Source organism: Actinomadura hibisca NBRC 15177 (genome assembly GCF_001552635.1).
GTDB lineage: Bacteria > Actinomycetota > Actinomycetes > Streptosporangiales > Streptosporangiaceae > Spirillospora > Spirillospora hibisca.
Genome location: NZ_BCRO01000022.1, coordinates 49,448 through 64,012, shown reverse-complemented (window position 1 = coordinate 64,012; position 14,565 = coordinate 49,448). Strand labels below are relative to the sequence as shown.

12 protein-coding genes are annotated in these 14,565 nt (G+C 75.0%); all 12 read left to right on the top strand.

Annotated features, from left to right (window positions below; translation table 11 throughout):
- Window positions 1-2: 2 nt before the first annotated feature.
- The 12 genes from cobO to AH6_RS10790 all read left to right on the top strand — a co-directional run bounded on the left by cobO (window position 3) and on the right by AH6_RS10790 (window position 14,495).
- Window positions 3-605, top strand: coding sequence for a cob(I)yrinic acid a,c-diamide adenosyltransferase (cobO, locus tag AH6_RS10845; protein WP_067477741.1), 603 nt, complete (start codon window positions 3-5; stop codon window positions 603-605).
- Complete coding sequence (locus AH6_RS10840; RefSeq protein WP_245679262.1) at window positions 599-1,951, top strand: cobyrinic acid a,c-diamide synthase CobB; 1,353 nt, start codon at window positions 599-601, stop codon at window positions 1,949-1,951. The genes cobO and AH6_RS10840 overlap by 7 nt, the downstream gene beginning before the upstream one ends.
- Entirely contained in the window at window positions 1,948-3,120 is a 1,173-nt protein-coding gene (locus tag AH6_RS45130; RefSeq protein ID WP_083982589.1) for a GNAT family N-acetyltransferase, read from the top strand. Before AH6_RS10840 ends, AH6_RS45130 begins: the two co-directional genes overlap by 4 nt.
- Window positions 3,121-3,124: 4 nt before the next feature.
- Window positions 3,125-4,297, top strand: a complete 1,173-nt coding sequence (gene cbiE / locus AH6_RS10830) for a precorrin-6y C5,15-methyltransferase (decarboxylating) subunit CbiE (protein ID WP_067477736.1) — start codon at window positions 3,125-3,127, stop codon at window positions 4,295-4,297.
- The gene (locus AH6_RS10825; protein WP_067477733.1) at window positions 4,294-4,881 is read left to right on the top strand and encodes a cobalamin biosynthesis protein; all 588 of its coding nucleotides are present in this window, start codon (window positions 4,294-4,296) and stop codon (window positions 4,879-4,881) included. The genes cbiE and AH6_RS10825 overlap by 4 nt, the downstream gene beginning before the upstream one ends.
- The gene (locus AH6_RS10820) at window positions 4,878-5,474 is read left to right on the top strand and encodes a precorrin-8X methylmutase (RefSeq protein ID WP_067477730.1); all 597 of its coding nucleotides are present in this window, start codon (window positions 4,878-4,880) and stop codon (window positions 5,472-5,474) included. The genes AH6_RS10825 and AH6_RS10820 overlap by 4 nt, the downstream gene beginning before the upstream one ends.
- A complete protein-coding gene (gene cobC, locus AH6_RS10815; RefSeq protein WP_067477727.1) occupies window positions 5,471-6,496 on the top strand; it encodes an Rv2231c family histidinol phosphate aminotransferase CobC in 1,026 nt (341 codons plus the stop codon). The genes AH6_RS10820 and cobC overlap by 4 nt, the downstream gene beginning before the upstream one ends.
- Entirely contained in the window at window positions 6,480-8,222 is a 1,743-nt protein-coding gene (cobT, locus tag AH6_RS10810; RefSeq protein WP_067477724.1) for a nicotinate-nucleotide--dimethylbenzimidazole phosphoribosyltransferase, read from the top strand. Before cobC ends, cobT begins: the two co-directional genes overlap by 17 nt.
- A gap of 97 nt (window positions 8,223-8,319) precedes the next feature.
- Window positions 8,320-9,618 carry a uroporphyrinogen-III C-methyltransferase gene (gene cobA / locus AH6_RS10805; protein WP_083982587.1) on the top strand — a complete coding sequence of 433 codons (1,299 nt, stop codon included), beginning with the start codon at window positions 8,320-8,322 and terminating at the stop codon, window positions 9,616-9,618.
- Window positions 9,615-11,945 carry an AAA family ATPase gene (locus AH6_RS10800; protein ID WP_245679261.1) on the top strand — a complete coding sequence of 777 codons (2,331 nt, stop codon included), beginning with the start codon at window positions 9,615-9,617 and terminating at the stop codon, window positions 11,943-11,945. The genes cobA and AH6_RS10800 overlap by 4 nt, the downstream gene beginning before the upstream one ends.
- Complete coding sequence (locus tag AH6_RS10795) at window positions 11,942-13,621, top strand: GTPase family protein (protein WP_067477721.1); 1,680 nt, start codon at window positions 11,942-11,944, stop codon at window positions 13,619-13,621. The genes AH6_RS10800 and AH6_RS10795 overlap by 4 nt, the downstream gene beginning before the upstream one ends.
- Before the next feature lie 55 nt (window positions 13,622-13,676).
- Window positions 13,677-14,495: a single-stranded DNA-binding protein gene (locus AH6_RS10790; RefSeq protein WP_067477718.1), complete on the top strand. Its 819-nt coding sequence runs from the start codon at window positions 13,677-13,679 to the stop codon at window positions 14,493-14,495.
- The last annotated feature ends 70 nt before the right edge of the window (window positions 14,496-14,565 follow it).

The following is a 14,565-nucleotide window of genomic DNA, read 5'->3' as shown; positions in this document are numbered from 1 at the left end:
GGATGCCGCAGGGGAAGCCGGAGTACGTGCCCGACGACGGGCTGACCACCCGCGCGCGCCGCAACCAGCCGCTGGTGATGGTGCACACCGGTCCGGGCAAGGGCAAGTCCACGGCCGCGTTCGGGCTGGCGCTGCGCGCCTGGAACCAGGGCTGGCCGATCGGGGTGTTCCAGTTTGTGAAGTCCGCCAAGTGGCGCATCGGCGAGGAGACCGCGCTGCGGGTGCTCGGCGAGAGCGGCGAGGGCGGCACCGTCGCGTGGAACAAGATGGGCGAGGGCTGGTCGTGGATCCAGCGGCCCGGCAGCGAGGAGGACCACGCCGCCGACGCCCGCGAGGGCTGGGAGCAGATCAAGCGCGACCTGGCCGCCGAGACCTACCGGCTGTACGTGCTGGACGAGTTCACCTACCCGATGAAGTGGGGCTGGGTGGACGTCGAGGACGTCATCGCCGCGCTGAAGGACCGGCCCGGCAACCAGCACGTGATCATCACCGGCCGCGACGCCGACCCGCGCCTGCTGGAGTTCGCCGACCTGGTCACCGAGATGGCGAAGGTCAAGCACCCGATGGACCGGGGGCAGAAGGGACAGAAGGGCATCGAGTGGTAGATCTGCCGCGCCTGGTCGTCGCCGCCCCGTCCTCGGGCAGCGGCAAGACGACCGTGGCCACGGGGCTGATGGCGGCACTGGCCGCGCGGGGCCTCGCGGTCTCGCCGCACAAGGTCGGCCCCGACTACATCGACCCCGGCTACCACGCGCTGGCCACCGGGCGGCCGGGCCGCAACCTGGACCCGTGGCTGACCTCGCCGGACCTGGTGGTCCCGCTGCTGCGGCACGGCGCGGCCGGGGCCGACGTGGCGGTGGTCGAGGGCGTGATGGGGCTGTTCGACGGCGCGGCCAAGGCCGGGCAGGACGCGGTGTCGGGCGGCGACTACGCCTCCACCGCGCACGTCGCGGCGCTGATCGAGGCGCCGGTGGTGCTGGTGGTGGACGCGTCGGCGGCGGCCGGACGGTCGGTGGCGGCGCTGGTGCACGGGTTCCGCACGTTCGGCGGCGTCCGGCTGGGCGGGGTGATCCTCAACCGGCTCGGCTCCGACGGGCACGAGGCGATGTGCCGCGCGGCCATCGAGGAGCTGGGCCTGCCGGTGCTGGGCGCGCTGCGCCGCCACGACGCGGTGGCCAAGCCGTCGCGGCACCTCGGCCTGGTGCCCGCCGCCGAACGGCACGCCGACGCCCTCGCGACGGTGGAACGGCTGGGCGAGCTGGTCGCCGCCTCGTGCGACCTGGACGCGCTGCTGGAACTGGCCCGCAGCGCGCCGCCGCTGACCGCCCCCGCGTGGACGCCCGAGACCGGCGAGCCGGTGCCGGGACGGCCGCGCGTGGCGGTGGCGGGCGGCCCGGCGTTCACCTTCGGGTACGCCGAGAACGAGGAACTGCTGACGGCGGCGGGCGCGGAGGTCGTGCGCTTCGACCCGCTGCGCGACACCGCGCTGCCCGAGGGCACGCGCGGCCTGGTGATCGGCGGCGGGTTCCCCGAGGTGTACGCGGCCGAACTGTCGGCCAACGAGCCGTTGCGCAAGGCCGTGGCGGCGTTCGACGGCGCGGTCTACGCCGAGTGCGCCGGACTGCTTTACCTCGCGCGCGAGCTGGACGGCGCTCCGATGTGCGGAGTGCTGGACGACGTCACCGCGACCATGGCCCCGCGCCTGACGCTCGGTTACCGCGCGGCCGTCGCCGTCGCGGACTCGGTCGTCGCGCGCGCGGGCGAGCGCGTGCACGGTCACGAGTTCCACCGCACCGTCACCGAGCCCGGCCATGGCACGACCCCCGCCTGGCAGTGGTCCACCGACGGCCCGGAGGGATTCGTGCGCGGGCGGCTGCTGGCGTCCTACCTGCATCTGCACTGGGCCGGTGCGCCGCACTTCGCGCGACGGCTGGTGGAGGCCGCCCGATGAGCCAGGACGAGTTCAAGGGCCCGATCCGGCTGACGGGCGAAAAAGTCCTGGTGCGGCCGTTCGAGCTGGACGACGCCGCCGACTACATCGAGATCGTCCGGGCGCGCGAGGACTGGTTGCCGCCCAACTTCCCGACCGAGCTGGACACCGAGGCGCTGACCTGGTGGTTCAAGACGGGTGTGCACCAGCCGCACCGGTACGCGCTGGGCGTGCACCTGGCCGTCGTCGACCGGGGGACCGGCCGCCTGGCGGGCACGATCGGGCTGTTCCGGGTGGACTGGGGCCAGCTCACCTGCGAGGTCGGCTACGGGATGCGCCCCGCGACGCGCGGGCGCGGGTACGCGACCGAGGCGCTGCGGCTGGTGGCGTCGTGGGCGCTGCGCGACTGCGGCCTGCACCGGGTGGAGTTGCGGGCGCGGGTGGCGAACCAGGCGTCGATCCGGGTGGCGGAGAAGGGCGGTTTCCTGCGCGAAGGCGTCGCGCGCGGAGCCGAGCGCGTGGACGGCCGCAACGAGGACCAGTACGTGTTCGGGCTGATCGCCCCTGATCTGGCGGGTCTCGACTCGGACGCGGTTGCGGTTCCTCCGGCGCGGCGCGGCGGCGTCCCGCTCCGGCCTTCGTCAGGCTCTTCGGCCATGACCCAGGACCAGAACATCGCCGCGATCGCGGCGGCGGGCGAGAAGACGCTCGTCCTGTACACCGGCGAGCAGGCCCGCGCGGGCGCGCGGGGGATGCTTCCCAAGCTGCCGGAGGAGTGCTTCGTCGACGCGGGCGAGGCGTCGGAGAACGTGGAGCCCGCCGTGCGCGCGGCCGTCCTGCACGGCCTGTCCCAGCTCATCGTGGTGGGGACGATCCGGCCGCTGTGCGCGCTGGCGGGCGGCCCGGCGCTGCTCGCGGGCATCACCACCGTGATGGGCGGCTCGCCGCAGCAGGCCGCCGACGTCGCCGCCGCCGGGGACGCGGCCCGCGCGTACGAGCTGTGGGAGGCGGCCGGGCTGCTCGGGCAGTGCGGGCGCGAGCTGAGCCGGTCGGTCGCCGACCAGCTGGAGGGCGTGGCCGCCGCCGTCGCCGGGACCGAGACGAGCCCGCTGGCGGTGCAGGTGGTGCTGATGGACGGCGCGGCGGCGCGCATGGTCGGCATGTACGGGCGGATGGCCCGTTCGGGGTGAGCGCATGATCACGGTGGTCGGGTACGACGGCGCGCCGCTGCCGGAGGAGGCGCGGCGGTTGCTGGCGGCGGCCGACCTGGTGACGGGCGACGCGCGCGTGCTGGCGGCGGTGGACCTGCCCTCGGGCGCGCGCGTAGGGGCGCTGGAGGACATCGACCCCGACGCGGAGACGGTCGTACTGGCCGCCGGAGACCCTGGCTTCTTCGGCGTCGTGCGGACCCTGCGCGAACGCGGCCACCGCCCACGCGTGCTGCCCGCCGTTTCCGTAGTAGCGCGGGCATTTGCGCGAGCGGGTTTCCCCTGGGACGACGCGCTGGTGGTGTCAGCGGGAGAGGGCGGCCTGAGGCGCGCGGTGAACGCGTGCCGCGCGCACCCGAAGGTGGCGGTGCTGACCGCCCCGGACGCGGGCCCGGCGGAGCTGGCCCGCGCGCTGTTCCCACAGTCGCCGCGCGCGTTCGTGGTGTGCGAGGACCTGGGAGGCCCGGCCGAACGGGTGGTGCACGTGCGTCCGGCGGAGGCGACGACGCGTCCGTGGAATCAGCCGGAAGTGGTGCTGGTCCTAGATGCGACGGACGCGACCGGTGTCGTGGGCTGGACGTCGGGTCCGCGCCCGTTCCCGGAAATACCCACGAGCGAGATAGCGGCGGTAGTGCTGGCCAGGCTCGCCCCGCGCGTAGGTGACCTGGTGTGGGACGTGGACGGCGACGGCACGGTGGCCATCGCGTGCGCGCGAGCCGGGGCGGCGGCCGTAGCCGTGGCCCGCGATCCGCAGGTGTGTGAGACGATCCGGGGCGACATCCGGGAACACGGCGTGAAGGTGGCGGTGTCGCGCGGCGAGCCCCCGACGGTCTTCGAGCACCTACCCGTCCCGGACGCGGTTTTCCTAGGCGACCCCACTCCAGCCGTAGTTCGAGCGGCAGCATCCAGAGTCCTGCGGTGCATAGTGGCCACGACCACCGACGAACAGGCCGTGCGCCCCATCCTGAACGCACTACAGGCCGAGAAGTTCACCGCGCAGGCCGTCCGGCTACAGGCAACGCCGTTCGACGCTCCAGAGACCACCCCGACCTTCGTCATCACCGGCGAGCGCACCGCACCCGCCACCGAACGCCCGCGCCGCACCCGCGCTCGCCGCCCCCAAACGATCACCCCCCTCCCGGAAGAGCCCTCCGCATGACCGGCGACCCGCCCCGTGTCGCCACCACCGAAGACGATCACGTTGCTACGCCGGGAGCCGGGTCTACGAGCGGCGGTCTCCTGCTCGTGATCGGGGTCGGCACGTGCGCGGGGGCTGAGGCGGCCGAGGTCGGGACGCTGATCGATGCCGTCCTGGCCGCCGCCGCGCTGTCCCCGCGTGCCGTGCGCGCGATGGCGACCGTCGACTCCAAGATCCACGAGCCCGGCATCCGGAAAGTCGCTGATCAGCGCGGCTGGCCCCTGCTCGGCTACCCCGCCGCCACGCTCGCCGCCGTCGCCGTGCCCAACCCCTCCGAGGCCGCCCGCAGCGGCGTCGGCACCCCCAGCGTCGCCGAGGCCGCCGCCCTGCACGCCGCCCGCGAGCTGGGCGGCCCCGCCCGGCTCGTCGTCCAGAAGCGCAAGTCCGCGCAGGTCACCACCGCCGTCGCCGCTGTGCCCCAGGTCACCGGCGATGGGATGAATAGTGGCAAAGTGTTAGGAATCACCACCGATGGGGCAACCGCTCCGCGCGCGTGCCACCCTGGTCAGCCGGAAGCCGTCATGACGACCAAGGAGGAACGGTGACCACGGTCCGCCAGCCCCACCCCATCGAGGTCCGGTCGTACGAGATCCTGCGCGCGCGGGTCGACCTGTCCCCGATGCCGCCGCTGTGGCGGGCGGTCGCCGAGCGCGTCATCCACGTCAGCGCCGACCTGGAGTACGCGGTGGACCTGGTCACCCGCGAGGAGCACCTGGCCCGGGGGCTGGCCGCGCTGCGCGGCGGCGCGCCCGTCGTCGCCGACGAGGGCATGGTCACCGCCGGGATCACCGCCCGCCGGGCGTTGTGCCACATCGGCGAGCCCGCCGCCGCCCGGATGGCCCGCGCCGCCGGGATCACCCGGGAGGCCGCCGCCGTCCGGCTGTCCTACTCCGAGGTCGGCCCCGGCGCGGTGTGGGTGGTGGGTTCCTCCCCGTCGGCCATCTTCGAGATCATCGCGCGCCAGGTGCGGCCCGCGCTGGTCATCGGCCTGCCGGTCGGGTTCGTCGGCGCGGCCGAGGCCAAGGAGGCGCTGCGCGCCAGCGGCCTGCCGCAGCTCAGCAACGTGTCGGAGAAGGGCGGCTCGGCCGTCGCCGCGGCCGCCGTCAACGCCCTGCTCTACCACGAGGAGGGGCAGTGACCTTCCCCGACGAGGTGGACCTGCGCCACCACGGTGACGCCGAGGTCGGCGGCGGCCTGCTGGACTTCGCGGTCAACGTCCGCACCGGCACGCCCCCGGACTGGCTGGCCGAGCGCATCCGCGCCTCGGTCGCCGACCTGGCCGCCTATCCCGACCCCACCAGTGCCCGGCACGCCGTCGCGCGGCGGCACGGCCGCGCCGCCGACGAGGTGCTGCTGACCGCCGGGGCTGCCGAGGCGTTCGTGCTGCTGGCGCGGGTGCTGGAGCCCCGGCACGCCGTCGTGGTGCACCCGCAGTTCACCGAGCCGGAGGCCGCGCTGCGCGCCGCCGGGCACACCGTCGAGCGCGTCGTGCTCGGCAAGGACTTCACCCTCGACCCGGCCGACGTGCCCGCCGCCGCCGACCTGGTGATGATCGGCAACCCGACCAACCCCACCTCGGTCCTGCACCCCGCCGCCGCGATCGCCGCGCTGGCCCGGCCCGGCCGCACCGTCGTGGTGGACGAGGCGTTCATGGACTGCGTGCCCGGCGAGCCCGAGACCCTCACCGGCCGCCTGCCCTCCGGCGTGGTCGTGCTGCGCAGCCTCACCAAGACCTGGGGCCTCGCCGGGCTGCGCGCCGGTTACGTCCTGGCCGACCCGCGCCTGATCGCCCGGCTCGCCGAGGCGCAACCGCTGTGGGCGGTGTCCACGCCCGCGCTCGTGGCGATCGAGGCGTGCTGCGAGCCCGAGGCCGTCGCCGAGGCCGACGCGTGGGCCGCCGACCTGGCCGCCGAGCGCGACCGGTTCGCCGCCGAGTTCAGCGCGCGCGGCCTGTACGTCGTGCCCGAGCCGCGCGCCTCGTTCCTGTGCCTGCGCGCGCCCGACGCGCTGGGCGTCCGGGCCCTGCTGCGCCAGCGCGGCTACGCGGTGCGGCGCGGCGACACCTTCCCCGGCCTCGGCACCGACTGGCTGCGCGTGGCCGTCCGCGACCGCGCCACCAACGACCGGCTGCTGGAGGTGCTCGGTGAGCTGGGCATCTGACGCCGTCCACCAGGTGATCGCCGAGCGCCGCGACATCCGCGACGGCTTCCTGCCCGACCCGGTGGACGACGCCGCGCTCACCCGCGTCCTGGAGGCGGCGCACCGCGCGCCGTCGGTCGGGCTCACCCAGCCCTGGGACTTCGTGGTCATCCGGTCCGCCGAACGCCGCGAACGCGTCCGCGACCTGGCCGAACGCCAGCGCCGCGCCTACGCCGCCTCGCTGGTGCCCGCGCGCGCCGCCCGCTTCGACGGCATGAAGGTCGAGGCGATCCGCGAGGCCCCGATCAACATCGCCGTGACCTGCGACCCGACGCGCGGCGGCCGCAACCCGCTCGGCCGCCACGCGCAGCCGCGGACCGCGCCCTACTCGGTCGCCTGCGCCGTGCAGAACCTGTGGCTGGCCGCCCGCGCCGAGGACCTCGGCGTCGGCTGGGTCAGCTTCTTCGACGAACGGGAACTGGCCGCCGAGCTGGGCCTGCCCGCCCACCTGGAGGTCGTCGCCTACCTGTGCGTCGGCCGCGTGGCGCAGTTCCCGCCCGCCCCGCAGCTCGCCCTGAGCGGCTGGGCGTTCCGCCGCCCGCTGGCGTGGGCGGTGCACAACGAGGAGTACGGGCGGCGCGGGCTGCCCGGAGAGGACGCCGTGAACCTGATTGACGAGACCGTCGCCGCCATCCGCCCCCCGGACGAGGCCGCCATGCGCGACGCCCGCGACCTCCAGGACCGCCTGACCAAGCCGCCGGGCTCGCTCGGCGTGCTGGAGGAGGTGTCGGTGCGGCTCGCGGGCCTGGCCGGGCAGTGCCCGCCGCCGCTGCCCGAGCCCGCCGCCGTCGCGGTGTTCGCCGCCGACCACGGCGTGCACGCCCAGGGCGTCACGCCGTGGCCGCAGGAGGTCACCGCGCAGATGGTCGGCAACTTCCTGGCCGGGGGAGCGGTCGTCAACGCCTTCGCCGGGCAGGTCGGGGCCGAGGTCACCGTCGTGGACGTGGGCGTCGCCGCCGACCTGGACGCCGCGCCGGGCCTGCTGCCGCGCAAGGTCGCGCCCGGCACCGCCGACATGACGCGGGGGCCCGCGATGACGCCCGAACAGGCGCGGCAGGCCGTGGAGACCGGCATCGAGGTGGCCCGCGACCTGGTGTCGGCCGGGTCGCGCTGCCTGGTCACCGGGGACATGGGGATCGCGAACACCACGGCGTCGGCGGCGCTGATCGCGGCGTTCACGGGCCTGCCGCCCGCGCAGGTGACCGGGCGCGGCACCGGCATCGACGACGCGACCCACGCGCACAAGATCACCGTCATCGAGGCCGCCCTGGAGCGCCACGGCCTCGCCGGACCGGACGGCGCGGCCGGGCGCGACCCCTTGGACGTGCTGGCGGCCGTGGGCGGCCTGGAGCACGCCGCGCTCGCCGGATTCGTCCTCGGCGCGGCCGCGCTGCGCGTGCCGGTGGTGCTCGACGGCGTGATCGCCGGGGCCGCCGCCCTCGTCGCCGCCGCGTTGTGCCCGGACGCGCTCGGCGCGTGCGTGGCGGGGCACCGTTCGGCCGAGCCCGGACATTCCGCTACCGTTTCCCACCTGGGGCTCCGCCCGCTGGTGGACCTGGAACTACGCCTGGGCGAGGGGACCGGCGCGCTGCTGGCGCTGCCGCTCGTGCAGGGCGCCGTCCGGGTCCTCCACGAGGTCGCCACCTTCGACTCGGCGGGGGTGAGCGATAAACACCCCCGGGCGTAACGACATGATCACGGTATGAGGCACCACCTGCTATCGACTGGGCGGGGACCCTCTCCATGACCTTGTCGCTCCGAGTACCTTTGGTCCACAAAGCCACATGTCCGTCACCCGCGTCCGGCATCCACCGCCGCGCGCCGATCGAGAGAACACCGACGTGCCCCCGTACCTGCTCGGCCTCCGTCTCGGCGGGCGACGCGTCCTCGTCGTCGGCGGGGGCCGGGTCGCCCAGCGCCGCGTGCCCGCGCTGCTGGCCGCCGGCGCCGAGGTGGTGCTGGTGTCGCCCGAGGTCACGCCCTCGCTGGACGACCTGATCAACGACGGCCGCGTCACCTGGCACGCCCGGCCCTACCGCCCCGGCGACTGCGCCGGGGCCTGGCTGGTGCAGGCGGTCACCGACGACGGCAAGGTCAACGCCGACGTCGTCGCCGAGGCCGAGGAGGCCCGGATCTGGTCGGTGCGCGCCGACGACGCCGACGCCTCCCCGGGCTGGACCCCCGCCTCCGGCCAGGTCGGCGAGACCACGGTGGGCGTGTTGTCGGGCGGCGACCCGCGCCGCGCCGCCGGGATCCGCGACTCGGTCGTGGAGGACCTGCGCGAGGGACGGCTGGAGTCGCGGCACTCGCGGCACAAGCCGGTCGGCGTCGCGCTGGTCGGCGGCGGCCCCGGCGACCCCGGCCTGATCACCGTGCGCGGCCGCCAGCTGCTGGCCCAGGCCGACGTGGTGGTCACCGACCGCCTCGCGCCGCGCGAGCTGCTGGACGAGCTGGCCGCCGACGTCGAGGTGATCGACGCCGCCAAGATCCCCTACGGCCGCACCGTCACCCAGGACCGCATCAACGCCTACCTCGTCGAGCACGCGCAGCAGGGCAAGTTCGTGGTGCGGCTCAAGGGCGGCGACCCGTTCGTGTTCGGGCGCGGCGGCGAGGAGGCCCTGCACTGCGCGCGGCACGGCGTCCCGGTGACGGTGGTGCCCGGCATCACCAGCGCCGTCGCCGTCCCCTCGGCGGCGGGCATCCCGGTCACCCACCGCGGCGTGTCCCAGGAGTTCCACGTGGTCTCCGCGCACGTCGCCCCCGGACACCCCGAATCCACCGTCGACTGGGCCGCCCTGGCCCGCGCCAACGGCACCCTCGTGCTGCTGATGGCGGTGGAGCGCATGGCCCTCATCGCCGCGGCCCTCATGCGCTATGGTCGGTCGTCCGACACGCCGGTCGCGGTGGTCCAGGACGGCACCCTCCCCGGACAGCGGGCGCTGACCGCCACGCTGGCCACGGTCGCCGACGAGATGGCGGCCGCCGGGGTCCGGCCGCCGGCGATCGTGGTCGTGGGCGACGTGGTGACCGTGGCACGAGAGATCGACATGATTCGACGAGCGGACATGGGACGGGATCCGTGACACCCCCGGCAGAACAGAGCGCGGTCCACGACGAGGACACCGGCGGCGCCCCGGACCGGAGCCCGGTGACCTCGCCCGGTCCCGCCGGCGACCAGCCCCCCGGCAAGCACGCGAAGGCCCCGGAACCGACGGCGGAAGGCGAACAGCCCGTGCCGCCCGAACCCACGGCCAAGCCCGACGGCGTGACCAGCCCCGGCCCCGCGGACGCGGCGACCGGGACCGGCGGCATGGCCAAGCCCGGCACCGCCACCGAGACGTCCGAGGCCGACGGCGTGGCCAGGTCAGGCAGCGCCGACGCGGCAGCCGGGGCCAGTGGCGTGGCCAAGTCCGGTCCCGCCGGCGTGGCCGGCTCTGGCAGCGCCGAAGTGCTCAAGGAAGGCGCCGCCGCCGACTCCGCAGCCACCGGCGCGGCCAAGTCCGGCACCACCGGCACCGGCGCGGCCAAGTCCGGCACCGCCGACGCTGCGGTCGCCGCCGCCGACGTGGCCGAGTCCGGCAGCGCCGCCCACGCCGCGGCCGCCACTGCCTCCAGCACCCCTCCCGCTCCCAGCACCCCCGCCCGCACGCCCGCCAAGACCGAGGACCCCCTCGCCCCCTTCCCCGAGCCCGGTGCCGTCGCCGCCGCGACCGCGCGCAAGGGCGCGCTCACGCGCGCCCTCACCGCGCTGCGCGACCAGCTCAACGCCTTCGACTTCGTGCTCGACGTCCCCGGCGTCGCCGAGGCGCGCGAGGCCCGCACCGAGATCCGCAACCAGCTGGAGGACTACGTCCTGCCGCGCGTCCAGGCGGCGGGCAAGCCCATGCTCGTGGTGCTCGGCGGCTCCACCGGCGCGGGCAAGTCCACCCTGGTCAACACCCTGGTGGGCGCGCGCGTCAGCGCCACCGGAGTGCTGCGCCCCACCACCAGCAGCCCCATCCTGGTGTGCCACCCCGACCACGCCGACTGGTTCCTGGAAGGGCCGATGTTGCCGGGCATGGGCCGGGTGCGCGGCCCCGCGCCCGACGCCATCGCCGGCGACCAGCTCGTCATCATCGCCAGCGACGCCCTGCCGCCCGGCCTGGCGCTGCTGGACAGCCCCGACTTCGACTCGGTCTTCGAGGACCACTACGAGTTCGCCACCAAGCTGATGGCCGCCGCCGACCTCTGGCTCTGCGTCACCACCGCCGCCCGGTACGCCGACGCGCAGGTGTGGCAGATGCTCCAGCGCGCCCGGGACAACGGCGCCACCATCGGCGTCGTGCTGTCGCGCGTGCCCGACGGCGGGGGCTCGGAGGTCGTCGAGCACTTCGGCGAGATGCTCACCGAGCAGGGCGTCGGCGACGCGCACCGCTTCACCATCCCCGAGACGCGCGTCGAGGGCAGCCGCCTGCCCGAGGAGACGGTGGCGGACATCCGGTCCTGGCTGGTCGGCGTCGCCGACAGCAGCGTCGACCGCGAGGTCGTCATCGGCGACACCCTCGGCGGCGTGCTCGACAGCTTCCGCACCCGCGTCCCCGAGCTGGCCAAGCAGGTCGAGGCGCAGGTCGAGCAGCGCGCCGAGCTGGCCCGCGCCGTCGAGTCCGCCTACGCCACCGCGCTCGCCGAGCTGGACGAGGCCACCCGCAACGGGTCGCTGCTGCGCGGCGAGGTGCTGGCCCGCTGGCAGGACTTCGCGGGCACCGGCGACCTGCTGCGCTCCCTGCACGTGCGGCGCGGCCGCGGCCCGCGCCGCACCACCACGCGGCGGCACCGCAGCCCGGCCCGCGTCCGCGCGCTGAAGGCGGCGCTGCGCAGCGGCCTGGAGTCGCTGATCCTGTCCTCCGCCGAGCACGCCGCCGACCAGGTCCTGGCGAGCTGGCGCGAGCACCCGGCGGGCGGGCACGTGCTGGACGCCCCGGCCGCCGCGCCGCACCGCGCCGCCGAACGGGTGTCCCCCGAGCTGTCGCGCCGGGTGACCCGCGCCGTCAGCTCCTGGCAGGACCACGTCCAGGAGCTGATCCGCACCGAGGGCGTCACCAAGCGCTCGGTCGCCAAGCTGGTGTCGTTCGACTCCGAGGCGCTGTCGCTGGTGCTGATGATCGGGCTGCTCGGCTACGGCACCGCCGACGTCAACGTCGAGGGCGGCACCAGCGCCGTCCCGCAGCGGCTGCTGAAGGCGCTGTTCGGCGCCGAGTCGTTGCGCGGCATGGGCGCCAAGGCCCGCGCCGACCTGCGCAGCCGCATCGGGATGTTGTTCGACGAGGAGGCGATCCGGTTCGGGCAGGCCCTGGACGCGGCCGGCATCCCCGACCAGAACGTCCCCGTCCAGCTCTACCAGGCCACTTACAACCTTGAGGTCGCACGATGACCACCTCGGCCCTGCCCGCGAAACCGTCGGCCGATCCGCAGGCCGGGCCCGCGGCGGCCCCCGCGCCCGGCCTGCCCGAACGCCTCGACGCCCTGGAGCGCCTGTTCCGCGCCGGGTCCGGCCGCCTGGACCAGCGGCTGCTGGACGACGCCGAGGTGCTGCTGGACCGCGCCGGGCAGCGGCTGCGGCTGTCGGGCGAGCACACCGTCGTCGCCCTCGCCGGCGGCACCGGCAGCGGCAAGTCGTCGCTGTTCAACGCCATCTGCGGGCTGGAGCTGTCGCCCACCGGGATGCGCCGCCCGATGACCTCCAAGGCGCACGCCTGCGTGTGGGGCCTGGACGGCGCGGGCCCGCTGCTGGACTGGCTCGACGTCGACAAGCGGCACCGCTACGCCCGCGCCAGCGCGCTGGACGCCGCCCGCACCGACAGCTCCCTCCAGGGCCTGGTGCTGCTGGACCTGCCCGACCACGACTCGATCCAGGCGATGCACCGCGCCGAGGTCGACCGGTTCGTGCACATCGCCGACCTGCTGGTGTGGGTGGTCGACCCGCAGAAGTACGCCGACGCGGCCCTGCACCGCAACTACATCGTGCCGTTCGCCGAGTACGCGGGCGTCACGCTGATCGTGCTGAACCAGGTGGACCGGCTCCAGCCCGGCGAGGTCGAGGAGTGCGTCACCGACCTGCGCCGCCTGCTGGAGGCCGAGGGCCTGCGCCACCCGCGGATCATCACCACCTCGGCGACCGCCGAGGACGGCGTGCGCGGCTTCCGCGAGGTGCTGGTGGACACCGTGGCCGCGCGGCGCGCCCGCAGCGACCGGCTGGCCACCGACGTCGGCCGGATCGCCGAGCGGTTCGCCGAGTACCACGGCGAGGCCGAACCGCCCGCCCACCTCGACCCCGAGCACCGCGCCGAGCTGGTCCAGAACCTCACCGACGCGGCGGGCGCGCCCGCCGTGGCGGAGGCGATGGAGAGCGCCTACGAGCTGCGCGCCGCCGACTTCGTGGGCTGGCCCGTCAGCTCCATGGTCGCGCGGCTGCGGTCCGACCCGCTGCGCCGGATGCGCCTCACCGAGCTGCGCGAGGAGCTGCGCGGCGCGTTCACCGGCCCGATCGGGGCGCAGCAGGGCGATGTGGACAACGCGCTGAGCGGCGTGACCGACGGCGTGACGGCCGACCTGCCGCCCGCCTGGGCGCGCGCGGTCCGCGCGGCGGCCCGCTCGCACGCGGCCGAGCTGCCCGAGGCCCTCGGCGTCTCGCTCAAGGACGCGCTGCCGACCTTCAACCAGGTGCCGCGCTGGTGGTGGCTGGTGAAGACCTGGCAGTACTTCCTGGTGCTGGTCACCGTGCTGGGCGTGGCGTGGATCGGCCTGCTGGTCGCCTACGGCGTCTTCGACGCGGGCGGCGAGGACGCCCCGGCCCTGGTCAGCGAGGCGGGCCTGATCCCGTACGTGTCGATCCTGGTGGTGTGCACGCTGGGGATGGGCTGGCTGACGGCGTCGGCGTGCCGCAACCTGGTCGCGCTGTCGTCGGCCCGGCTCGGCGACCGGATGGAGGGCCACATGCGCGACCGCATCGAGCGGGTCGCGGAGGAGAAGGTGCTGAGCCCGGTGAGCGCCGAGCTGAAGACCTACGCGGGCTTCCGCGCGGACGTGGAGCTGGTCGCCCGCTCGTAGAAGTTATCCACAGGCGGGGGAGAAGCCTTCCGATCTCCCCGCCCGCTCCTGCACGGTGGAGGTCATCGCCCCGCCCACCGTGGAGGACACCATGAACGAAGCGCAGATCACCGTGACCGGCTGGGTCGCGGCCGAGCCCTTCTACACCATCACCGCGAACGGCACCCCGTTCCTGACGGTGCGGGTGGGCTGCACGCCGCGCCGCTTCGACCGGCGGACCGGCCAGTGGCACGACCAAGACACCATCTTCCTGACGGTGAACTGCTGGCGGGCGCTGGCCGACAACATCAACGCCTCGGAGTTCCGCCGCGGCCACCCGGTGGTGGTGACGGGCCGCCTGCGAATACGCCAGTACGAGAAGGACGGCCAGTGGCGCTTCTCGGCCGAGGTGGAGGCGACGACGGTGGGCCACGACCTGACCCGCGGCACCACCGCCTTCCGCCCGGCGCAGCGCGCCGCGGTGATGGACGCCGACCGCCGAGAGGTGCGCGCGGCGACGGACCAGTGGGCCCTGGCCTCGGTGAAAACGGCCGCCCAACCAGGAGATCCCCCGGACGACCACCCCGCAGAACGCCCCGTCGAGCCCCTGCATGCGCGCCCGGGTAGCTGGCTGGACGACCGCCTGGACGACCGCCTTGGCAACCAGTCCGTCGAGTTCTCGCCCTCGAACGGCCGACCCGGTGACCAGTCCGTCGAGTCTCCGAGCGGGCATCTCGGAGAACAACTCGATGATCAGCCCGCGAAAGCATCCCGCTCCCTCGTCCCATCCCCGCCCCCCGAAGCGGATTCCCAGCCATCCCTTGTCCCCGTTGAACCGCCGCCCGTGGCGAAGCGCCCCAAGCCGACCCCTCCCAAACAAGGCCGAGCAGCCTGACGCCCGGCCCGGCTGTCCTAACGGCGGGACCGAGCATTCTGGCCGTACGGGCTGGTGAGCTGGCGGGGGT